We start from the raw sequence: 23227 nt of genomic DNA, 5'->3' as shown, positions 1-23227 counted from the left end.
GAATTAAATATGGCGGCCAGGACAGCAATCACCTATGATCCTGAAATCAGCGCCTATGCTGAAAGAAAACTTAAAAATAAAAAATATGGATTGGTATTAAATAACGTAAAATTCAAGTTGATCTTAAGAATGTTTGCGCTTGTGAAGCGTGGTAAAATGTATGTGGAAAATTATAAGATAACGGCCTGAAAAATCTTTTTTTATTAAATTTTGGAATTATAGCAAACCTATAATACAAATCAGCCAGAACCACGGGCTGCAAAAAGTTGCCCTACTGCGTTCGCTCATTGCCTTCGCTTCAGCAAATATTTGCTATGCCCCTGCAGCCACACAGGCCACCAAGTTCTGCCTGATTTCACCCGAAGCAAACTGCAAAAAAAGATACAAGACTTTTAGAATCAAGAAAAAGAGAATCAGCAAAACTCAATTATTATTCTTCTGATAAATAGCTGGGGTAATGCCTGTCCACCGTTTAAAGGTGCGGGTAAAAGCGCTTAGCTCATTGTAGCCCAGTATGTATGATATTTCTTTAACCGGGTATGAGCCTGCCTTTAAATAATTAATGGCTAATGATTTCCGCGCCTCATCGGCCAGTTGCTGAAAGTTGATACCTTCTTCTTTTAATTTGCGCTGCAGCGTGCGGGCACTTACGTTAAAGTTCGACGCGATATCCTCTAACGACACAATACCCAAATATGAGTTTACAAGCAAATAATTATAGATGCGGGTTTTGAGCGTTTGATTTTCGCTTATAGCGGCTTTTGCTGGTGTCACCTTTTGAAGCAGTATATTTTGCAGCTCGTAATTCGCGGTGATGATTGGCTCATCCCAGTATTTCTTATCGAACATGATGCTATTACCGGCTGAGTTCATCACTGGTTTGCAGCGCATTACACGTTCATATTCAACATCATCATCAATCTGCCGGGCGTAGCTGACCGTTAGCGGACTTATCTTTTTCAGCATCAGGCCATCCAATTCATGTACTACAAAAACCATCAGCAAATCAAGCGTTTGTATAGCCGGTACCGAATTTTGCCAATCGGGCATAGCGGGAATAAATTCCACCGAAAAGGTATCATCCTGCCGTGTTACTTCCAGCTTAAATGCTGTAGTTATTAAATGGGTTAATGATGCCGCGATGGTTAAAGCGCTGCCCACCGTTTCGCTGCTTTTAATGATCTCGCCAACAATACCCAGTGCTGATAGTTGCAATGATTCGCCAAAATGCAGACCAAACAGCTTATCCTTACTTAAATGGATAGCGTTATGCCACAGGTCGCTCACCTGTTTTTGAGTGAGGGGCCGGGTATCCGTCTGCAATTCTTCAATCGTAATATTCGACAGGCGGCACAGGGTTTCGGGCGATAGATCGCGTTGCGCGGCATAGGCCAGTAAACCCATTATCAATTTCTTAAGCTGATCTTCCATCATTCATTTATTGTTGCACTAAAGGTAAGGGTACTCCATTGCTTTATAAAAAATTGGCGCGATATGGTAAGCGAATGTCGCGCAAAGGTAATCTATGACCTCCATTTCCAAGCGACCTTTGGAGTATTAAATGAAAGGAAAAAAATCAATGAAACTCGGCGCTATCATCTGCATGCTTGCCATTACAAGTTATGGCCATGCACAAACAATTAACACAATTAATAATCAATCAAATACAAACAACATGAAAAACGAAGCAAAACAAGTAGTAGCAGAATTTTTAAACGCGGTACAAGTAGGCGATCTTGAACAACTGAGCACACTGCTGCACCCTGATATGGAATGGGTGCAGCCAGGCAACAACAGGGTATCGGGCTTAAAACGTTCAAGTGCCGAGGTATTTCAAATGGTGGGTAAAATGTTTGAGCTGTCTGCCAATACCTTAAAACTTACTGATATTAAAACTATCAGCGTTAATGGCAACCGCATAGCCTGCCTGCTACACTGGAACGCGTCGCAACCTGCCGGTGGCATTTTGGATGTGGATAATATAGATGTGTACACCGTTAATAATGGCAAGATCATCAAAGCCGAGATATTTACTGCCGATGAAGCAAAAGAGAACCAGTTTTGGGGTAACTGATCCTGATCGTCATATTTTTAACAAAAAGAGACGCTTTACATGCGTCTCTTTTTGTTAACTGTTGATTATAATAATGGAGGTTGGTTATAATAAAACTTTTCTTTTTTTACTAAGCCGTTTTCCCATTGCTGCACAGATATTTCCTGCCTGTGTATAATTTTATGATCTTCTTTATTGGTGATAACCATCAAATACTCACTAAAAACAACCCGATTCACATCATCAATAGCTTGTTTGGTTATTTCAACTACCAGGTCGAATTTTGCTAAAGCAGCCTTTTCGCGAATGATACACGCCTGTTTTCCTGCGCGGGGCGGGGTCTCATTTTCCTGAAGCTCCACATCATCGGCATAATATAATTCCATCGCTTTCACCGTTTCGTCATTGGTAATAAGCTGATTAAACGCCTCAACCTTATCTTTCAGAGGGCTCATAAATATTTTTTTACGCTGGTATTTTCAGATAGCAGCAATTTTATATTTTGCTTCGTGCAGTATAGGAAAATTACAGGAGTTGGCAATAAAACACATTTTATTGGCCTCTTTGTGCAACTCATTGGCCTTGTCAATCAGGGATTCATCGCTGAGGGTAATAACCGGACTTAACAAGATTAGTGTAAAACAACCACTGCCGTTATTATTCTCCAGCATTACACCTTCGGCTGTATCTTCATAGGCTGTTACTACAATGCCGGCTGTAGTGCAAAGGTGCAGGTACCACAGCATATGGCATGAGGAAACTGATGCTACCAACAGATCCTCAGGGCTGTACCTTGACTTGTCGCCGCGAAAGTTTGGGTCTGATGAACCTAAAATAGAATGCTTACCCTCAACATTAATGTCGTGACTTCGTTCATACCCCCGGTAGTCTTTTGTTCCCTCGCCTGTGTTACCAGTCCAGGTGACGTTTGTTTGATAATGATGATTTTTCATAGATGTAATTTTAAAAAAGGCTTAGCCAGCCCAAAACCCGATTCCTGCTATTGTTTTTTAATATAGTTATACCCTGTAAACAGCATATAAAACCCATAAGTGCTGGTGGCTAATGCTACCCCAATACCCAAAATAGTTAGTGTAAATGTTTGAGAATAATTTTTGCCTGCTGTCATAAAAATGCTGCCTATGGCCACAAGGCAGGTCCAGGTGGCTATGTAGTAATCAACTTTCCTGTCAAATACTTTTGCCATAGGATAAAAATGCAATCCAATTATTAAAGCAATAGCAGACAAAGTATATTGTGGAAGCCCAATAAGCACCAGTATAACCGAAACCACCGGTATAGCGGTCCCTTCAATGCCAAAAATAATCCCGAACCATTTAGTCATATTTTTTCCTTCGGCCACATCACTTTCACTGGTAAACTTTGGGAACCTGTTAGCAGCCAGAAATATAGCAATGCCATACACCACAAACAGCAAGCTGAACGTAGAAAACATAATTAATACAATATGATGATCATGCTTTTGTAAACCACCCTGCGCTATCTCTGTCCACATCATGGTAAAAAGGGCCATCATCAGTAAGCCCCCGCCAATACTACGAATGGCGACTCTTGGTAAAATTTGTACTTTAGCAGTCATTGTTTTTGATCTTTAATAGTAGTTATTTAATTCAGGATGATCCTGATGTATCTACCTGTTGGTTACAAGATTACAGTCATTATACCTTAAGAAATTGTATAAAACCAAACAGTTAAATAATATTGCAAGCAATATTTAAATCCACTAAAACTTATTTTTCAGCCTCAATATGACTCAGGTTTTGAATTTTTCCCGCACCAAACGACCAGTTTTCCTTACCGCCATTCTCTACCAGGATAATGATCACATCATTAATTAAAACCGAAGTTTCGGCGGCTATCTTACTGGCAATAGAAGCATATAACTTTTCCTTTTGCTCATAACTACGACCCGAGCCTGCCGTTATTTGTACATAAACCATATTACCGGTGTGCGCTATTCCTAAATAGTTTTCAGGATAATAAAGCTGCGCGGTATCCAGTTCTTCAATAACATGGAAGTAGTCATCCGGGGGGACATTAAACTCCGTCATTAAGGATTGATGGACCGCTTTTGATATTTTGTCCTTCGCATCTGATGGCAATGTTTTTAACAAACTTATTCGTACAAAAGGCATGAAACTAAATTAGTGGATAATTATTTACTAACTTAATTTTGATAAGATTTTTAGCATTTTGTTACTTATTAATGACAAAATTTTACTGACTCAGGGGCGATAATCACCTTTGCGGGCTGTTTGCGTCGCTATCTGTTTAAACGTATAATTCAGCTATTATTTGATGCTTCAAACTTACGCGGGCAACATCAGTAAACAACCACCATTTCACGACAGATCATTATCACATCGCGACAGACAATATTTAATAAGGTTTTAATAAAATTCCGGGTAAATTTTAAGGCTTTTAGCCTGCCGTTCATCGTGCCCAAAAATTGCCAGCGCGTTGTATTGGTTGGCAATAGCTTTTATTTTATTCAAGGATGCAGTAGCCAATTCAGCGTCGGGGGCAAAATAAGGTACGTTGTTTTTAAAGATGCCCTCTGTTAGCGCGGCATCAATGCAAAGCAATACATAACCAGAGTTTACCGTATTGATCAATACAGATTGATGCCCGGGTGAGTGCCCGGGTGTATAGATGAGTTTAATATTATCGCAAAGCTGGTAATCGCCATCAATTACCTGGTAGTTGAGGTCTTTTAAGCGACATTCGGCAGGTGAGTAAGTTTCGTCATCCAAAACTGTTAGCTCACTTTGCTGCACCAGGATGGGAGTTCCCTTGAAATATTTATGCCCACCGGAATGATCGCTATGAAAATGGGTTGAAATTACAAGTTTAATATCCTCCGGTTTGTAACCGGCACTTTCAAGCAGATCGGGTATGCGATGCTCATTATTCATGTATGGATATAACAACCCTTCCAGCGGGCTGCCGTCATAGTAGTTTGGGTTGTTCAAGCAAACTTCGGCAAAACCCGTATCGATCAGAATTGGGCCATCGCTGGTATCCAATAAATAAATACAAAGCGGCGAATGTATCATCTGTGGATTATCGGATCCCAGATCGGTATTAAAGAAAAACGCTCTGAGCATTCCATGGCCTGCCGGCAGTATATAAAGTTTATTTACTACAAGTTGCTTATTCATGCCCTGTTTTAAAATTTGAATAGAACTTTGCCCTCCTTTTTACTTTCGGCTGCTGTTTTTGTAGCCTCCTTATATTCATCAAGCGGATAGCTTGCAGCAACTTCCATTTTAAATTCAGGATCGCCTATAATTTTTATGAGCGATTGAATGATCTCAGCTTTCTGTCCATCAGTTTTGCTTTGCAAATAACTCCGGAGACCAAAACCGCTTATTGATATATTTTTATAAACCACATCTGAATTATAAAGCTGCATAGGGTTTGGACTTAACCTGCTATAAATGATCAGCTTGCCATTAGCTTGCAGGCATTTTATCACACTGGTACCAGTTTCGCCGCCTACAGCATCCAATGCTACATTAACGCCCAGGCCGTTGGTTATTTGCTGTACGCTTTCTATCAGGTCATGCTGGGTAACATTGATGACCTGAGCACCATAAGTGGTTAATGTTGCTGTGCTTTGCTCATGCCTTACGGCAGCTATTACATTGATATTACGCAACCTTGCCAATTGTATAATAAGTTTTGAAACCACTGAGTTACCGGCTGTTAGCAATAGCCAGTCGCCTGCTTTAACATCAGCACGCTCCAGCAGTCCCCACGCGGTCATAGGGTTCAGCGAAAACTGACTTGCTTTTTCTACCGGGAAATCAGGCGGCAATACCATCACATCATCTTTGGGTATAGCTGCATATTCGGCCCAGGTGTTTTTGCTAAAAAAAGAAACCAATGTGCCAACCGGCAGATCAACGCCTTCGCCAACGCTCTCAATAATACCGGCACCTTCCAGCCCGGCAATTTGCGGAAACTCGGGTTTAAAACGATAGGTACCGCTGATGAAGAAAAAATCTGCCGGGTTTATGGTATTACTCAGCAGTTTTACAATTACCTGGTTTGCTTTTGGTGTTGGTTTATCAAATTGTTTTACTGATAATACACTTTGGGCATCCCCTGTTTGTTCAAAATATATAGCTTTCATTACAAGTTGGTCATTTTCAATGAGGCGTCATTGTACCGGTTACCGGTATCGGGATATTTTAATAAAAGAGCGCTGATATCCTGCAGATCGGCTGCTGATAACTTTACATCAGCCGCCCCGGCGTTTTCCTGCAGGTATTTGCGTTTCTTGGTACCTGGTATAGGTATAATATCATCACCTTGTGCCAGTACCCAGGCTAAAGCCAACTGCGCCGGAGTTATATTTTTTTGCTGTGCTATACCGGCAAAGGCATCTGCTAATTTTTGGTTGTTGTCCCAATTATCATCACTAAAACGGGGCAACATTCTGCGGAAATCATCGGCAGCAAGTGCATCCTTACTTACGGTGTTGGTTACTAAACCACGCGCCAGCGGGCTATAAGGTACCAATGAAATGTTCAGCTCGCGCAGAACAGGCAGTATTTCCCCCTCTACATCGCGGGTTAGTAATGAGTACTCACTTTGCAGGGCAGCAATTGGATGAACCGCGTGTGCCTTGCGGATACTTGCAGCCGAAGCTTCTGACAAACCAAGATAACGCACCTTACCTTCCTTTACCAATTCAGCCATGGCGCCAACCATATCCTCAACCGGTACGTTAGGATCAATACGGTGTGCATAGTAAAGKTCAATAGTATCAATGCCTAAGCGTTTCAGGCTTTTTTCAACAGCATTTTTAATATGAGCCGGTGATCCGTCAAAGTAAACATTTGATGTACCACTGCCCATATAAGGAGCATTTTCGTCATGTACCCTAAAACCAAACTTGGTAGCAATAAATACTTTATCGCGATTGGTTTTGAGCACTTTTGCTATCAGCTCTTCATTTTTACCATTGGCATACATATCGGCAGTATCCCAAAAGTTAATACCCAGATCAAGCGCCAGGTTAAGAGTGGCTATTGATTCGTCATTATCAACCGGGCCATAAGCAAAGCTCATTCCCATGCAGCCCAGGCCAATGGCCGATAGCTTTTCGCCGGTGTTTCCTAAATTTCTGTATTCCATAGGTTTTTGTTTTTTCTTATACAAATATATAGCCGCTAAAGCCCAGGGCGATTATACTTATCAAACCGAAAATTATAAAATTCAAACAATTAAGCCCGAAAGGCTTTAGGATTAAGCGCGGTTTGCTTTTTAAAAAAATTATTAAAATAGGCAGGATATTCAAAACCCAGGCTATAGGCAATATCAGCAATGTTCCAGTCGGTGTACCTGAGCAAGGCCTTTGCTTCTTTTGCTACACGTTCGGCAATGTGCATACTGGTGGTTTTGCCCGTAATTTCTTTTACAGCGCGGTTAAGGTGATTAACATGAACCGATAAGCGGCTGGCATAATCGGCAGCGGTTTTCAGTTTCAGCGCATAGTTTGGTGAATCGATGGGGAACTGGCGCTCCAGCAGCTCCATAAATAAAGTCGCTATGCGCGATGATGCATTACCGTGTTTAAAAAAGCTATCTGCCGGTTTTAATTTAAGGGCCTCATGTACAATAAGGTTAACATAATTACGCAGCAGATCATACTTATATATATAATCAGAGTCAATCTCGTCAAGCATTTTGCAAAACAAATCGCTGATGGTTTTCACCTGTTCATCATTCACAAAATAAACCGGGCTACCCCCTACTTTAAACAATGGCGAGTCGATAAAACTTTCATTACGGTTGTTACTGCTGATAAAATCTTCAGTAAACAGGCAAAAGTAGCCTGTTTGTTTCACCGGGGCGGCTTCCCATGAGTATGGAATATTAGGATTCGAAAAAACAAGCGCGCATCTATCAAAAGTGATCCCCTTATCGGCATAGTACAATGTACCGCCACCAATACTAAGCGATATCTTATAAAAATCGCGACGATGATAGCTGGTTACGTTATGGCAAATTTCGCCACGGGGATACACGTTAAAATGCCCGGCATTCTGATTGTTGCCTCCTACAGGCACCATCTTCATGTCAGGATGCCCTTCGTAAAATTCCTGAAGTGTTTCGGTTGGTTGCATGATCAAAGCTATGAAATTCAAATAACCGCATAAAGTGCCGACATGCGATATGCGGCTATCACCATAATCTTTTACATTAAGATTGCAGCTTGCTCAGCCTGGCTTTAGCCTGTTGTGGCAGCGCGGTGTTACCGCTTTGTCTATCGTAATTTAACCTGAGGTAGGTAATTAACCAGGTATCGTTTTGCTTCACCAATTTGGTTTGATAATTTCCTAAAATTGTCCAAACCTCATCCCCTATAAAATGATCGGCTTTGCCTATATAGTCAACATCGGCTTCATTCCCGTGGATCTTTACCCTAAACTCCGACAGCTGGTGATCGGTTTTATCAAAGCCGGGTAAAAAAGATTCCCAGGCATCTGTTATTTGCGCTGGTGTTTGCATACCAGGCTCTATTCCTGTCATTGATTGATAATCAAGCAAAACGTTGTCAGCCATTACGTTTCGCACCTTTTGCCAATCGCGTTCATCAGCCCCTTTAAATAAATCGGTAACTGCTTGTATTATTTTGTGGCCTTCCATACTCTTTAGATATTAAAATTGCGAATTTGTTTCAAATCAATGCTTGATAATTAAAAAAAAGCATTTTTAAGGCTATTCTATGTTCTTAATGAGCAACAACTGATCATTTATTGCCTGTAGTTTTGGTTGTTTGTAGATTTAGATAAAAATAAATAAAAGCTATCCATGTAAAAAGTCAAAGACAAGAATGCCTGCACCCACAAACCCTAATTTTATTATCGATTCAGTGATGCATAATGACATACCTGCTTATAGGTTTAACAGGTAAAAATTCATTATTTTAGTTTGAACAAACTCTTGTTTCCGCCGGATTGTCAACAACGCAGTTAATAGGCAAACTGTCAGCTTTGGGATTGCTTTCGAACAAAATTAACAATAATCCATTAAAAACCATTAAATAAGTAACAAAACCCTTCAACTTAAAAATACTCTTCGGCCGCTTTAAAGTTTTTAAATGTTTAGCTATCGGCTTTTATAAAATGCTGCACTTTTATGGGTTAAGTTTTTCAAATTATAATTTACCGCCAGCTTTTAAAATACTGTATATTGGGCTATCAATAGTTCCAATCAATTAAAATTACCGCGGTCTGTCCAATTTCATAAAATATGATCGTCATACCGTTTTAATCACTAAAATTTAAACAACATGAACGAATTTCTATTGATCTTCAGAAGAAACTTTACTCCCGGCGAAGCACAGCCTTCGCCTGAGCAATTGCAAGCCATGATGAAAGACTGGCAAGACTGGATGGGCAGTATTGCCGCGCAAAACAAGTTAGTTAGTCCCGGCAACCGCCTTGATCCGGATGGCCAGGTAGTAAAACCCGGTGGCGTTATTACCAATGGCCCTTATGTTGAGATCAAGGAAGCCATTGGTGGTTATATTATTATTCGCGCGGCCTCCATAAATGAGGCGTCAGAAATATCAAAGGGCTGCCCTATACTGCGCATTGGCGGCAATGTTGAAGTACGCAATATTATACCTATGGAAATGTAAATAATTTAGCCCCCTTCAAATAAGGGGGCATTTATTAACCACAATGAACAATAATGAACTGCTACCGCATTTATTTCGTACCGAATACCATAAGATAACATCGGTACTGTACCGGCATTTTGGTTTTGAGCACCCCGAAGTTGCGGAGGATATTGCCAGCGATACCTTTTTAATCGCGGCCGAAACCTGGGGACTTAAAGGATTGCCCGAAAACCCGGTAGCATGGCTGTATACCGTAGCCCGTAACAGGGCTAAGGATTATTTACGACGCAATAAACTATTTGAGCAAAAGATTTCGCCCACCTTGCAGGCTGATCATGACGGTTGGGAAGAAATGGTGATCGATCTGTCTGACGCGCATATCAGGGATAGCCAGTTACAGCTGATGTTTGCCATTTGCCAGCCTATCCTAACCCCCGAAGCGCAGATTGGCCTGGCACTCCGCATACTTTGCGGATTTGGGATAGATGAAATTGCGGATGCCTTTTTATCCAATAAAGAAACCATCAACAAGCGTTTATTCCGCGCCAAAGAAAAATTACGAGAGCAGCAGGTAAAGATCGAGTTTCCGCCTGAAGCCGAGATCGGCACCAGGATACAAGCAGTTTTAACAACCCTGTACCTGTTATTTAATGAGGGGTATTATTCATGCAATAAGGATACCACCCTGCGTAAGGACCTGTGTTTGGAAGCCATGCGCCTTACCTATTTACTTGTTGAAAACGAGAGCACCAACCTACCCGATGCTAATGCCCTCATCGCGCTGATGTGTTTCCATGCCTCGCGCTTTGACGCACGTACAGATGATAACGGCGAAATGATACGTTATGATGAACAGGATACCAATTTGTGGAACGATGAGCTGATATCAAGAGGGAACCACTACCTGAACCTGGCATCAAAAGGAAAGGTAAATAAATATCACCTGGAGGCAGCCATCGCTTATTGGCACACCATTAAAACCGATTCCATTAAAAAGTGGGAAAGTATATTGCAGTTATATAACCGTTTGCTGCAAATTGCTTACTCGCCCATTGCCGCACTTAACCGCACTTATTCCCTTTACAAAGCCAGGGGGAAACAAGAAGCCATTGCCGAAGCCGAAAAACTGCAGCTTAACGGCAATCATTTATACCATGTATTATTAGGACATTTGTACACCGGTGTTGATCAGCAAACGGCCATCCGGCATTTGCAAACCGCGCTGAAACTGGCCAAAACCACCACCGAAAAAACCCGGATACAAAAGGACCTGGAAAAACTGGTGTAAATAAATTTTATATTAGTGAACGTGTTTAGTAATTGAATACAAAATCAATCAAAAACCATGTCATTTCGACGAGCCAGGAAGGGATTAGCATAGGGGGCGAGGAGAAATGACACATATTTTTAATAAAAGAGATTTAATACCACTATGGCATACGATGAATTATTAGCTAACCGGGTACGTGAGGCACTGAGCGAGCAACCGGTGGTTGAAGAAGTAAAAATGTTTCAGGGAATGTGTTTTATGGTTAATGATAAAATGTGTATCTGCCTGCGCGATCAGGGCCTCTTATGCCGCATTGGCAGCGAACAGTCGGCTATAGAATTGGAAAAGGACAATTGCCGGCAAATGGTACATGGCGGCAGGGTAATGAAGGATTTTGTATATGTAGATATAGAAAATCTGCAAACAACTAAAGACTTTGACCATTGGATAAACCTTTCCCTGCAGTTTAATAAAGTGGCAAAATCATCTAAAAAGAAGAAGAGTTAAAGTTTGTGTTAATAATTGTTTTAAAAACAATTATATTGCAACTGGCTCTTTACTTGTCATTTCAACACCATTAATGAGCCCAATTTAGCCTGAATACCCCTATTTATTTTTTTTTTGATATTTCTTTTATTTATACTTACATCAATTGTTATTTTATATTTGCTTTTGTACCAAAATTTTTATTAAATAAAATGCTCAAATACTCTAAACAGACCAGGCTATTATTGGCTGTTGATTGCATAATTTTTGGATTTGACGGAGAAGTTTTAAAGCTATTACTGATCAAGAGGGGTTTCCAACCCGAAAAAGGGAACTGGAGCCTGATGGGTGGCTTTGTACAGAATGATGAAAGTCTTGATCAGGCAGCCAACCGTATCCTTAAACAGCTAACCGGTCTTGAGGGTGTTTACCTGGAGCAACTATACACTTTTGGCGATCCCCAGCGCGACCCTATGGAGCGTACGGTTTCTGTAGCTTATTTTGCATTGATCGATATTCAAAAGTATGAAACACAGATCAGTTCAGATTATCATGCCGAATGGTTCCAGCTTAAACGCACACCCAAACTGATATTTGACCAGCAGGAAATGCTGGAGCAGGCACGCAAACGTATCCGTTATAAAGCGGCCATGCACCCTATCCTATTTGAACTTTTACCTACAAAATTTACTATCCCCCAGTTGCAAACCCTGTACGAATGCGTTTTTAATACCACCATCGATAAACGTAATTTTAGTAAAAGGGTATTGGCTACCGGTTTGCTTATTAAACTGGCCGATAAAGACAAGGCCGGCTCAAAACGCGGCGCGTATTATTACCAACTTAATATGCAAAATTATTACGCCAAATTCCAGGCCTTCATGAACTTTATTCCTAATCCGGATACCCTGTAATTTCCACCTTTTATAGCATGTCTTTTTCTTTTTTGAAATATTTTTCATAAAAAATTGTTTTTTATAAAAAAATAAGTGTTCTTTTGACAATCATTATAAACTTTTATGAGCAAGGACCAATTTGTGATTGGGGTAGACTACGGATCAGATTCTGTGCGCTCCGTTATTGTTAACGCTTTAAACGGTGAAGAAATAGCCTCGTCGGTGTATGAATATCCACGCTGGCGCGACGGTTTATTTTGCGAACCGGCCGCAAATCAATTCAGGCAGCACCCGCAGGATTATATAGATGGGCTTGAGGCCACTATTAAAGATTGTATTGCCCAGGCCGGCGCTGATGTTGCGGCAGCTGTTAAGGGGCTATCGGTTGATACTACAGGTTCTACCCCGGTAGCGGTTGACCATACCGGTACACCGTTGGCTTTAACACCAGGCTTTGAAAACAACCCCAACGCCATGTTTGTGCTTTGGAAAGACCATACCTCTGTTAAAGAAGCCGCCGAAATCAACGCACATGCTGCTTTGTTTGATATCAATTACCTGCAGTATGTAGGTGGCATATATTCGTCGGAGTGGTTTTGGGCCAAGCTGCTGCATGTTTTGCGGGCTGATGAAGCGGTGAGAGCCGCGGCTGCATCATGGGTTGAACATTGCGATTGGGTACCTTTCCTGCTAACCGGTGGTACTGATATTACCGCCATGAAACGCGGGCGCTGCTCTGCCGGGCACAAAGCCCTCTGGGCCGAGGAATTTGATGGTTTACCACCCGATGATTTCTTTTCTTCCCTTGACCCTCTATTAAAAGGTTTTACCCATAAACTATATAAAGATACCTATACTGCCGATGAAGCCGCAGGCACAATAAGTGCCGAATGGGCACAGCGTTTGGGCCTGCCTGCCGATGTGGTAGTAGGCACCGGTGCTTTTGATGCGCACATGGGCGCCGTGGGCGGGCAAATTGAGCCTTACCATTTAAGCAAAGTAATGGGCACTTCAACCTGCGATATTTTGGTTGCGCCTACTGCTGGTATGCAGGGTAAGCTGGTTCGCGGTATTTGCGGACAGGTAAATGGATCGGTTATTCCCGGAATGGTTGGTTTAGAGGCCGGGCAATCGGCATTTGGCGATACCTATGCCTGGTTCAAAAACATTGTTTCGTGGCCTGTAAATAATTTACTGTCCCAATCAAAGGTGATTGACGCGGCTACAGCCAAAGCCTTAAAAGCTGAGCTATCTGATCTCATTATACCTGAGCTAAGCAGGCAGGCGGCTTTGCTTCCTATTGATGAAGCTAACGAACTGGCCGTCGACTGGTTTAACGGCCGCCGAACCCCTGATGCCAACCAGGAGCTTAAGGGTGCTATAACCGGCCTTAGTTTAGGCAGCGATGCTCCACGGGTTTTCCGTGCTTTGGCCGAGGCTACCTGCTTTGGGGCCAAAAGTATTGTTGATCGCTTTATAAGCGAAGGCATCCCGGTAAAAGGGATCATCGGTATTGGTGGGGTGGCCAAAAAATCACCTTTTGTAATGCAAATGATGGCCGATGTTTTGGGTATGCCTATCCGCATTCACCAGTTTAAACATACCTGCGCTTTAGGAGCAGCCATGTTTGCCGCCGTAGTAGCAGGCATTTATCCTACGGTTGAAGAGGCTATGGCCGCTATGGGCCGTGGGTTTGATCAGGAATATTATCCTAATAATGACCTTAAAGAGGTTTACAATAAGCGATACGATCAATATAAAAACCTGGGCGAATTTGTAGCCGGGCAAGTAGTAAAGGCTTCGGCCGAACTTCAAAATATTTAATGCAATGAGCAAGTATCAACATATAAAACAAACCGCCTACGAGGCCAACATGCAGTTGCCAAAGCTGGGCCTGGTGCTGTTCACCTTTGGCAACGTTAGCGCGGCCGACCGAGAGCTGGGTGTTTTTGCTATTAAACCAAGTGGTGTACCTTATGATGAGTTAACACCCGAAAAAATGGTGATCGTAGATTTTAACGGGAAAACCATTGAAGGCGATCTACGCCCATCGTCAGATACATTAACCCACGCGGTGCTTTATAAATGCTGGGAGCATATTAATGGTATTGTGCATACACACTCTACCTATGCTACCGCCTGGGCGCAGTCGCAACGTAGCATTCCCATTTTTGGTACCACCCATGCCGATCACTTAACCACCGATATTCCTTGCGCTCCCCCTATGGACGATAAAATGATATCGGGCGACTACGAGTACCAAACCGGTTATCAGATCATGGATTGTTTTAAGGATAAGGGGATAGATTATCGTGAGGTTGAGATGGTTTTAGTAGGTAACCACGCTCCTTTTACGTGGGGTAAAACCGCCGAAAAAGCAGTATACAACAGCGCTGTTTTAGAGGCTGTCGCTCAAATGGCTTACCTCACCGAACAGATCAATAACAGCGCGCCGAGGTTAAAGGATTCGCTCATTAAAAAGCACTACGAACGCAAGCACGGGCCCGATTCTTATTATGGTCAATAATTAACAACTGATCACATGAAATTACGCTATCTGATATTATTTGCTGCCTGCATCATTTTAAGCATTAAGGCATCTGCCCAAACCTCTGCTGTAGCCGAAACCCCGCCTATGGGCTGGAACAGTTATAACTGTTTTGGCTCGGCTGTACATGAAGATGAGGTTAAGGCCAACACCGACTACATGGCCAAATATTTAAAACCCTTTGGCTGGCAATACATCGTAGTTGATTTTTTATGGTCATACGATAATCCGCCGGGCAGCAACATCGGCAACCCTTTTCAGTTACGATTACAGGATGGCTCATACTTACCCTGGCTCACCATGGATAAATGGGGCAGGTTAACGCCTCAGCCCAATAAATTCCCATCAGCATTTGGTGGTAACGGCTTTAAACCACTTGGTGATTACATTCATGCTCAGGGATTAAAATTTGGCATCCATGTAATGCGCGGTATCCCGAGGCAGGCGGTGTGGGCAAAGTCGCCCATAAAAGGCACCAACGGCATTACTGCCGATATGGTTGCTGATACCAACTCCAAATGCCCGTGGATGAACCACATGTATGGGCTGGATATGAAAAAACCGGGCGCACAGGAATACCTGAACTCACTATTGGAGCTATACGCTTCATGGGGTGTTGATTTTATTAAGGTAGATGACCTTTCCCGCCCGTACAGCGCTGCCGAGGTTGAAGGCTACAAAAAAGCCATTGATCAGTGCGGCAGGCCGGTGGCGTTTAGTCTTTCGCCAGGCGAAACACCGCTTAGCCAGGCAGCCCATGCTACTCAATACGCCAATATGTGGCGCATGGCCGATGATTTTTGGGATAACTGGAAAGAAGTACTGCACATGTTTGATTATGCCAAAAGCTGGGAAGGCGTGGGCGGCCCCGGTCACTGGCCCGATTGTGATATGATCCAGATTGGCAAGCTATCAAAACGCGGTCCGGTTGGTGTGGAACGATACAGCCGCTTTACCGAAGATGAATTGTATACCCACATGACCTTCTGGAGTATCTATCGCTCGCCCCTGATGCTGGGCGGCAACCTGCCCGAAAACCGGGAGCTGGAACTAAGACTATTTACCAATGACGAAGTGCTTGCCACCAATCAAAAAGGCGAAAATCCCCGTCAGCTATATAAAAAGGACGGTGCTATGGCGTGGTACTCGCATGTTCAGGGCAGCAAAGATATTTATGTAGCGCTCTTCAATATCAGCGATAATCCGAAAAATGTAGCTATCGATTTTGCTTCAATAGGCTTAAAAGGAAAAGTAACCGTAAGGGACCTGTGGAAAAAGCAAAACATCGGTACATACAAAACAAAATATCAGCAAAATATCAATACACACGGCGCGGCCCTGTTCCGGCTGTCGTCCATAAATTAAAAACTAATCACTAAATCAATAATAATTTATAATGATCGACCTTAAAACATTTGAAGTTTGGTTCATTACCGGGAGCCAGGATCTGTACGGAGAAGAAACATTAAAGCTGGTGGCTGAACATTCGCAGCAAATAGCAGCAGGACTTGATGGCGCAGGGCAAATCCCGGTGCGTGTAGTTTACAAACCTGTTGTTAAAAGTACCGACGAGATATACACCACCCTGCAACAGGCTAACGTAGCCGAAAACTGTATCGGCATTATTACTTGGATGCATACATTTTCGCCGGCCAAAATGTGGATTCGTGGCTTAAGCATTCTTAAAAAACCGATGCTGCACCTGCACACCCAATTTAACCGTGATATTCCATGGAGCACTATCGATATGGATTTCATGAACCTGACCCAAAGCGCTCATGGCGACCGTGAGTTTGGTTTTATAGTGTCACGTATGCGCATTAACCGTAAAGTAGTGGTTGGCCATTGGCAGGACCCCGAGGTTTTGAACCAAATAGAAACCTGGACACGCGCTGCCGCAGGCTGGTACGATTGGCAAGGCGCCAAATTTGCCCGCTTTGGCGATAACATGCGCTTTGTAGCTGTTACCGATGGCGACAAGGTAGAAGCTGAATTGAAGTTTGGTTTCTCGGTAAACACTTATGGCATTGGCGATCTGGTTGCGGTGATCAATGCAGTAAGCGAAACAGACGTTAATGCACTGGTGGATGAATATGAAACCACTTATACCATGGCTGATGACTTGAAAAAAGGTGGTGCAAAACATTCATCAGTTTATGAAGCAGCCCGGATTGAGCTTGGTATGCGTAAATTTTTGAAAGATGGCGGCTTTAAAGGTTTCTCAGACACGTTTGAGGATCTGCATGGCATGGCTCAACTGCCCGGTATTGCTTCGCAGCGATTAATGGCCGATGGCTATGGTTTTGCCGGTGAGGGCGACTGGAAAACGGCTGCCCTGGTACGTGCTTTTAAAGTAATGGGCGCTGGCTTAAAAGGCGGTAACGCTTTTATGGAAGATTATACGTATCACTTTGATCCTAACAACGCGCTGGTATTAGGCTCGCACATGCTGGAAGTGGATTCATCATTGGCTAATGGCAAAGCATCGCTTGAGGTGCATCCTTTGGGTATTGGCGGCAAAGCCGATCCTGCCCGTCTGGTATTTAATGTGGCTGGCGGCCCCGCGCTTAACGCGTCTATTGTTGATATGGGTAACCGCTTCCGATTATTAATTAACGAGGTTGAAGCTGTTGAACCACAGCACGACCTGCCTAAGCTACCGGTAGCAAGGGTATTATGGAAACCTTACCCCGATATGAAAACCGGCTGCGCCGCGTGGATTTACGCGGGTGGAGCACACCATACCGCTTATAGTCAAAATTTGACCGCTGAGCACTTGCAGGATTTTGCGGATATGGCGGGGATAGAGTTTTTGCGTATTGGAAAAGAAACCCGTATTGACCAGTTCCGTAACGAGATACGCTGGAATGATGCGGCTTATAAATAGGCCTTACCCCAGCCCTCTCCAAAGGCTACTGTGTGTACACGTTTTTTTTAATAAAAGAAAAATGTCATTTCGATAGAGCAAGGGGGGAATAAGCGGGGCGGCGAAAGAGAAATCTTATGCGATGTGCTAAGCTGACATGCATAGTATGAAAAGTCGTATAAGATTTCTCACTATCGTTCGAAATGACAACGTTCTTTAATAGACGGGTCTTTTGAAGGTTTGCGTTAGGGATAGAAGCGGATACCGGCCTTGTGGTTAAGGCCCGGTCAGTATGAGCGGATAGCCCGGCCCGCAGGGAACGCCCTTGTTGGACAAAGGAGCAAGGACGAAGGACTTTAAGATAAAGGGCAAAAGATATGGGCATCGTGGAGAATAGATGCTTCACTGCGCTCAGGATGACAAAATATAACGTGTAATAAAGACAAAATAAACACCCAAACAAACAACCCGCGATGGGAAATAGGTTGTCTGTTTTGCTAACAATAAATTAAACTAATCAATTAAACCAAACATGAGCAAATTTTCAACCATTGATTATGTCATATTCGTGATCTACTTTATAGTAGTATCAGGTTATGGCTATTGGATACATAGCCGCAAAAAAAAGACCAGCGTATCGGGCAGTCATGATTTCTTTCTTGCCGAAGGCTCGCTTACCTGGTGGGCAATTGGCGCATCACTTATCGCCTCTAACATTTCTGCTGAACAATTTATTGGTACCAGCGGACAGGGCTTTGCTGTTGGTTTGGCAGTTGCAGCCTATGAATGGGTGGCTGCTATCGCGCTTATCATTGTGGCGGTTTGGTTTATCCCCGTGTATCTTAAAAACAAGATCTTTACCATGCCGCAGTTTCTGCATACCCGGTATAACGAAACGGTGAGCTTTGTGATGGCCATTTTCTGGCTGTTTCTTTATGTTTTTGTAAACCTTACCTCTATACTTTACCTTGGGGCACTGGCCATTAATAACCTGGCAGGTGGCGGTTACCTGCACGAGATCATTATCGCGCTGTCTATTTTTGCCTTGTTCATTACGCTGGGCGGTATGAAGGTTATTGGCTTTACTGATGTTATACAGGTATTGGTATTGGTTGTAGGCGGTTTGGCTACTACATATATAGCACTTACTTTGGTGAGTGAACATTTTGGCCTGGGTAAAGATGCTATGGCTGGTTTGCACGCCATGTTTAAAGACGCTCCGGATCACTTTAAAATGATGATGGAAAAACCAAAACCAGGCGCTCCGCAATCTGAGATCAACAAATACCTGGCGTTGCCGGGGATAGCTATGTATTTTGCAGGCCAATGGATTGTGAACCTTAACTACTGGGGCTGTAACCAATACATTACTCAAAGAGCTTTGGGTTCTGATTTAAAAACGGCCCGCACCGGGATCCTGTTTGCAGGCCTGATGAAACTGGCTATGCCGATCATTGTGGTTTTACCTGGTATTGCTGCTTATGTATTATACAAAAATGGCGGCTTACAGCAAGAAATGTCATCGGGCGGGCATTTCAATTCAGATAACGCCTACTCGGCTATACTTGGCTTTTTGCCCACCGGGTTAAAAGGATTATCTGTTGCCGCCCTTACCGCTGCTATTGTGGCTTCACTTGCGGGTAAGGCTAATAGCATCTCTACTATTTTTACTTTAGATATCTATAAAAAACACATCAGCAAGGATGCCAGCGAAAAAAAGATGGTAATTGTAGGCAAGCTTACCATATTGGCTGCATTAGTATTCTCCATTATACTTACCTGGAAAGACCTTTTAGGCATAGGCGGCGAGGGTGGGTTCACCTTTATTCAAAAGTACACCGGTTTCATTAGTCCGGGGATATTTGCCATATTCATATTGGGATTTTTCTGGAAGCGTACAACAGGAGCAGCAGCCATCACCGGAATCATTACCGGCTTTGCCATGTCTGTATTGTTTAACAATTTTGCACCAAGGTTATTTGGGAACGAAACATTGCTGTATACAGCCTTCCCTAACGGGCATGGCGGTTATGAAATACCCTTCCTGATCTGTATGGGCCTATCATTCCTGTTCACCGTTATTGCCATAGTTTTGGTGAGCTTTGCCGGACCAAAAATCAATCCTAAAGCATTTGTGCTTGATAAAAGCATGTTCAAAGTTGAGCCTTCAACCCTGGCTTTGATCATAGTAACGCTGTTACTGCTTACCGCACTTTATGTAAAATTCTGGTAAATACCATATCATTGGCTAAACATTACTCACATACAGTGCTATTAGTCTAATAGCACTGTATGTTTTATCATGCTATCTGGTGAGCAGGGAATTTATAGTTCTAAAAGAAAAATTAAGCGTCTGCTTCTGAAATTAAGAATATTTCCTAATGGGTTAAATATTTTCTTTTAATATTAAATATTTTCTTTTAAGATTTGATAATCTGATATTTATAATCTAATTTTATATAGAGACATTTATATTAAGATTATTTACAACAAAAAAAGGCAACCGTTATGGCAGTAATAACAGCACAAGGCATTGCCACACCATTCGATAAGGATGGTGAATCTTATCCAGCTTCCGGATCCCGACTTCCTTCTCTTCGAAGCTTCCGACTTATATACCCGGTTAATGTGACCCAAAAGTACAAATGTCGAACTCTTTTATTGAATGCAAAGAAGATTGCAGCACTGAAATATAAGTAAATGAGCCTCATAAGTAAATGGGCCTCACCTACAGAATAATGTTCAAAATCAGATACATAGACTTTTTTTTCGATCAAAGCCATTCTGGTTACTGATACTATCTATAACTACCATATCATTGACAGTTGGATGCAATTTATGCAGCAATAAGCATGTCGATAATTCTTAAGAAAATATTAACAAATTCTTTCACCCTTTAAACTTTCAAAATGGAAAATTCAACTAAGCTCACATCCACCAGGTGGATATTGCTTGCAGGCATTTGCCTTCTTTTTCTTTCTGGCTGTAAAAAAGAAAAAGGACCAAAAGACGACCCCGGCCATCTAAATCAAACCAATACCTATTCATCGGAAGTGGCATTTAAATGGATTGATATGCAGCTTCGCTTGTTCCGTACTAACGCCACCCCAATAGGAGGATTGCCTCCGGCGCGTTATTTTACTTATAGTGCTATTGCATTGTATGAATCAGTAGTGCCGGGGATGCCTTCTTATCAGACTTTGTCCGGACAGCTAACAGGTATGCCCGCAATGCCTCAAACAACTCCAGGATTAGCATATCATTGGCCCACTTGTGCTAATGCAGCATTGGCTGCCATGAGCCGTAATTTTTTCCCTGGTACTTCTGCCGCCAATATATCGGCAATGGATTCATTGGAAAATAGCTTAAACAGTACTTACAAGGCTGAAGTGGGTAATGATAAGTTTCAACGCTCGGTACAATTTGGAAAATCAATTGCCCAATTAATTTTTGATTGGTCAAAAACTGATGGATCAGCAGATGCGAATGCACCTTATACTCCGCCTGTTGGTCCGGGTTTGTGGGTTCCAACGCCCCCTGCATTAGCAGCACCTTTCGGGCCTTATTGGGGGAATAACCGGCTAATGGTACAAGGTAGTTTAGATGGAAGTACACCCATTGCACCGCCTGTTTATTCAACAGATCCGTCTTCAGATTATTATAAAATGGTAAAAGAAGTCTATGATATTTCTCAAACGCTTACCCCCGAGCAAACTGCGATAGCGTTATACTACCGCGATAACCCCGGTTTTGGCGGAGGCCACTATCTTTCCATTTTACGCCAGGTATTGCAGCAGGAAAATCCACAACTGGATTTTACCGCTATGGCTTTTGCCAAAGTAAGCATTGGTATTGTGGATGCAGGCATTGGTTGTTGGAAAATTAAGTATCAATATAACCAGGAACGTCCAATAACCTATATAAGAGGCGTGTTGGGCTATTCAACATGGAATTCGTTGTTTCCCGCACCAAATTTTCCTGATTTCACTTCTGCTCATAGTGCCATTGCAGGAGTTTTTTCAGCGATCCTTACAGATTTGTTTGGGAACAATTATCATTTTACCGATCACTCTTACGATTACTTGGGTATGGCCCCGCGACCATATGATTCTTTTGATGCTTTAGCGCAAGAAATCGGCGCTGCCAGGCTATATGCAGGTATCCATTACCGTATTTCTTGCGAAAGAGGTGTGAAAGTAGGGGGGATAATTGGACAGAATATTAATAACAAGTTGAAGTTTAAGAAGTGAATAAATGAAATTGGTTAAATGAGTGATGCATATTTGTAGTGCCTTACTCAACCAGCCTTTTAGTAAAAAAAAGCCTTCCAACTTACATTGAAAGGCTTTTTTGGTGATCGAGGATGGACATTCCGGAGCCGTGAACAAACGATTGTTTTGGTGCTCTGAGAGCAGTTTTTGATTTTTCATTTTATGTATTTTGGGGTGTTTTTGGCAGAGCTTTGGCAGAGTTTTTTGAGAAAAAATTGCTAAAAATCGCCGTTTTAAATACTCTAAAGAGGTTTTTAAGGGCACATTGAAATTCTATTTTTATAAAAAAAAGTGTTTTTCTCAATTTCCATTCATTTTTTGATGATTTTTTAGCGAAAATTTTCCTTAGTAAAGGACCTTTTTGTTAATGCTTTAATCTCAAAAAGGAAGGCAACATAAAACTTTCAGATGATGTGTATTAGGTAAGCTATTGTGCTAATATGTGCAAAATCTATGTTTTTGCACTCGGTCTGTTCCTAATCGCGGCACGGCAAAGCGGTGGCCATTTAAATGCAAGGTTCGATTCCCTACGGGACTACCCTTTCTAATGGAGTGCCTATCGAAATAGTGAGCAAAATGCCGGCCCCTTGATATCCTTTTTTCAAAGACGTCCTTGGCATACAGCCACAGACCATCGTAAAAACATTTTTGCTATTTGATTGGATTTCGTACTGCCTTTGGGTACGAATTCAAGGGCTTTTCCTTTAACTAAACGGGGTATTGTGTAGGGGACTTCTGCGCTTTCCATGCCGCTGAAATTGGCATGTTGTGGCAGAGTTTTGGCATAATTAGTACCTGGTGTGTTTCTAAACAACTGAATACCAGGTACATTAAATGTCTTATGTGGAGAATATCGGAGTCGAACCGATGACCTCTTGCATGCCATGCAAGCGCTCTAGCCAGCTGAGCTAATCCCCCGGATTGGGTTGCAAATATATTATATTATGCAATAAAATGAAACCCCTGAATGATTATTTTTCTTATCGCCCTTCACTGCCGGTATTTAACCCAAAGCTGTTTTAAAACAGGTAAGCACTTAATCGCGAAACTTAGTATAAAAAGGTATTAGTTTTGGAATACACGGGATTAAAACAAAACCCTTTAAAACAAGTAAAGCCCCTGATGGGCAGGGGCCTTTACTAACCAATTATAAACCTAAATTATGAGAAGAAGAAGA

General features: G+C 42.4%; 21 protein-coding genes, 1 tRNA gene and 1 pseudogene. 12 read left to right on the top strand and 11 right to left on the bottom strand.

Annotated features, from left to right (window positions below):
* Nucleotides 1–189 (top strand): annotated as a pseudogene (locus tag AC1DRQ_RS22005) (IS110 family transposase); the annotation flags it as partial.
* 234 nt (nt 190–423) lie between these two features.
* On the opposite strand, the gene AC1DRQ_RS22000 reads toward AC1DRQ_RS22005, so the two are convergent.
* Nucleotides 424–1434, bottom strand: a complete 1011-nt coding sequence (locus tag AC1DRQ_RS22000; protein ID WP_477426852.1) for an AraC family transcriptional regulator — start codon at nt 1432–1434, stop codon at nt 424–426.
* A gap of 241 nt (nt 1435–1675) precedes the next feature.
* Between AC1DRQ_RS22000 and AC1DRQ_RS21995 the strand changes: the two genes are divergently transcribed.
* The gene (locus AC1DRQ_RS21995) at nt 1676–2074 is read left to right on the top strand and encodes a nuclear transport factor 2 family protein (protein WP_477426850.1); all 399 of its coding nucleotides are present in this window, start codon (nt 1676–1678) and stop codon (nt 2072–2074) included.
* Between the two features lie 65 nt (nt 2075–2139).
* On the opposite strand, the gene AC1DRQ_RS21990 is transcribed toward AC1DRQ_RS21995, so the two are convergent.
* The 9 genes from AC1DRQ_RS21990 to AC1DRQ_RS21950 form a co-directional block, all read right to left on the bottom strand.
* The gene (locus AC1DRQ_RS21990) at nt 2140–2508 is read right to left on the bottom strand and encodes a hypothetical protein (protein WP_477426848.1); all 369 of its coding nucleotides are present in this window, start codon (nt 2506–2508) and stop codon (nt 2140–2142) included.
* A gap of 24 nt (nt 2509–2532) precedes the next feature.
* Nucleotides 2533–3006 (bottom strand): OsmC family protein, encoded by a 474-nt coding sequence (locus tag AC1DRQ_RS21985; protein ID WP_477426847.1) that lies wholly within the window; start codon nt 3004–3006, stop codon nt 2533–2535.
* 47 nt (nt 3007–3053) lie between these two features.
* Entirely contained in the window at nt 3054–3653 is a 600-nt protein-coding gene (locus AC1DRQ_RS21980) for a hypothetical protein (RefSeq protein ID WP_477426846.1), read from the bottom strand.
* 151 nt (nt 3654–3804) lie between these two features.
* Nucleotides 3805–4209 (bottom strand): tautomerase family protein, encoded by a 405-nt coding sequence (locus AC1DRQ_RS21975; protein ID WP_477426845.1) that lies wholly within the window; start codon nt 4207–4209, stop codon nt 3805–3807.
* 255 nt (nt 4210–4464) lie between these two features.
* Nucleotides 4465–5235, bottom strand: a complete 771-nt coding sequence (locus AC1DRQ_RS21970) for an N-acyl homoserine lactonase family protein (RefSeq protein WP_477426844.1) — start codon at nt 5233–5235, stop codon at nt 4465–4467.
* Between the two features lie 8 nt (nt 5236–5243).
* On the bottom strand, nt 5244–6212 hold the full coding sequence (locus AC1DRQ_RS21965) for a zinc-dependent alcohol dehydrogenase family protein (protein WP_477426843.1): 969 nt from the start codon (nt 6210–6212) through the stop codon (nt 5244–5246).
* Nucleotides 6212–7219 (bottom strand): aldo/keto reductase, encoded by a 1008-nt coding sequence (locus AC1DRQ_RS21960; RefSeq protein ID WP_477426842.1) that lies wholly within the window; start codon nt 7217–7219, stop codon nt 6212–6214. The genes AC1DRQ_RS21965 and AC1DRQ_RS21960 overlap by 1 nt, the downstream gene beginning before the upstream one ends.
* Before the next feature lie 89 nt (nt 7220–7308).
* Entirely contained in the window at nt 7309–8211 is a 903-nt protein-coding gene (locus AC1DRQ_RS21955) for a helix-turn-helix domain-containing protein (protein WP_429401776.1), read from the bottom strand.
* 76 nt (nt 8212–8287) lie between these two features.
* Nucleotides 8288–8734 carry a nuclear transport factor 2 family protein gene (locus AC1DRQ_RS21950; protein ID WP_477426841.1) on the bottom strand — a complete coding sequence of 149 codons (447 nt, stop codon included), beginning with the start codon at nt 8732–8734 and terminating at the stop codon, nt 8288–8290.
* 646 nt (nt 8735–9380) lie between these two features.
* Here AC1DRQ_RS21950 and AC1DRQ_RS21945 point away from each other — a divergent pair.
* From AC1DRQ_RS21945 to AC1DRQ_RS21900, 10 genes are all read left to right on the top strand, one after another.
* On the top strand, nt 9381–9731 hold the full coding sequence (locus AC1DRQ_RS21945; RefSeq protein ID WP_429401779.1) for a YciI family protein: 351 nt from the start codon (nt 9381–9383) through the stop codon (nt 9729–9731).
* Between the two features lie 43 nt (nt 9732–9774).
* Complete coding sequence (locus AC1DRQ_RS21940; protein ID WP_477426840.1) at nt 9775–11001, top strand: RNA polymerase sigma factor; 1227 nt, start codon at nt 9775–9777, stop codon at nt 10999–11001.
* Between the two features lie 144 nt (nt 11002–11145).
* Nucleotides 11146–11490: a TfoX/Sxy family protein gene (locus tag AC1DRQ_RS21935; RefSeq protein ID WP_477426839.1), complete on the top strand. Its 345-nt coding sequence runs from the start codon at nt 11146–11148 to the stop codon at nt 11488–11490.
* Between the two features lie 191 nt (nt 11491–11681).
* Nucleotides 11682–12383 carry an NUDIX hydrolase gene (locus AC1DRQ_RS21930; protein WP_429401785.1) on the top strand — a complete coding sequence of 234 codons (702 nt, stop codon included), beginning with the start codon at nt 11682–11684 and terminating at the stop codon, nt 12381–12383.
* 105 nt (nt 12384–12488) lie between these two features.
* Entirely contained in the window at nt 12489–14189 is a 1701-nt protein-coding gene (locus AC1DRQ_RS21925) for a ribulokinase (RefSeq protein WP_477426838.1), read from the top strand.
* 4 nt (nt 14190–14193) lie between these two features.
* Nucleotides 14194–14892, top strand: a complete 699-nt coding sequence (locus AC1DRQ_RS21920) for an L-ribulose-5-phosphate 4-epimerase (RefSeq protein WP_477426837.1) — start codon at nt 14194–14196, stop codon at nt 14890–14892.
* Between the two features lie 15 nt (nt 14893–14907).
* Nucleotides 14908–16278: a glycoside hydrolase family 27 protein gene (locus tag AC1DRQ_RS21915; protein ID WP_477426836.1), complete on the top strand. Its 1371-nt coding sequence runs from the start codon at nt 14908–14910 to the stop codon at nt 16276–16278.
* 31 nt (nt 16279–16309) lie between these two features.
* A complete protein-coding gene (araA, locus tag AC1DRQ_RS21910) occupies nt 16310–17800 on the top strand; it encodes an L-arabinose isomerase (protein ID WP_477426835.1) in 1491 nt (496 codons plus the stop codon).
* Between the two features lie 511 nt (nt 17801–18311).
* On the top strand, nt 18312–20012 hold the full coding sequence (locus AC1DRQ_RS21905; RefSeq protein ID WP_429401795.1) for a sodium:solute symporter family transporter: 1701 nt from the start codon (nt 18312–18314) through the stop codon (nt 20010–20012).
* A 676-nt stretch (nt 20013–20688) separates the two neighbouring features.
* Complete coding sequence (locus AC1DRQ_RS21900) at nt 20689–22029, top strand: vanadium-dependent haloperoxidase (RefSeq protein ID WP_429401797.1); 1341 nt, start codon at nt 20689–20691, stop codon at nt 22027–22029.
* An 865-nt stretch (nt 22030–22894) separates the two neighbouring features.
* Here the strand turns inward: AC1DRQ_RS21900 and AC1DRQ_RS21895 are convergent.
* Nucleotides 22895–22968 (bottom strand) — tRNA-Ala (locus AC1DRQ_RS21895).
* Nucleotides 22969–23227 lie beyond the last annotated feature (259 nt).

Source organism: Mucilaginibacter sp. P4_E8 (genome assembly GCF_056401495.1).
The sequence above is the reverse complement of the archived record's forward strand: the minus strand, read 5'-3'. Positions and strand labels throughout refer to the sequence as shown.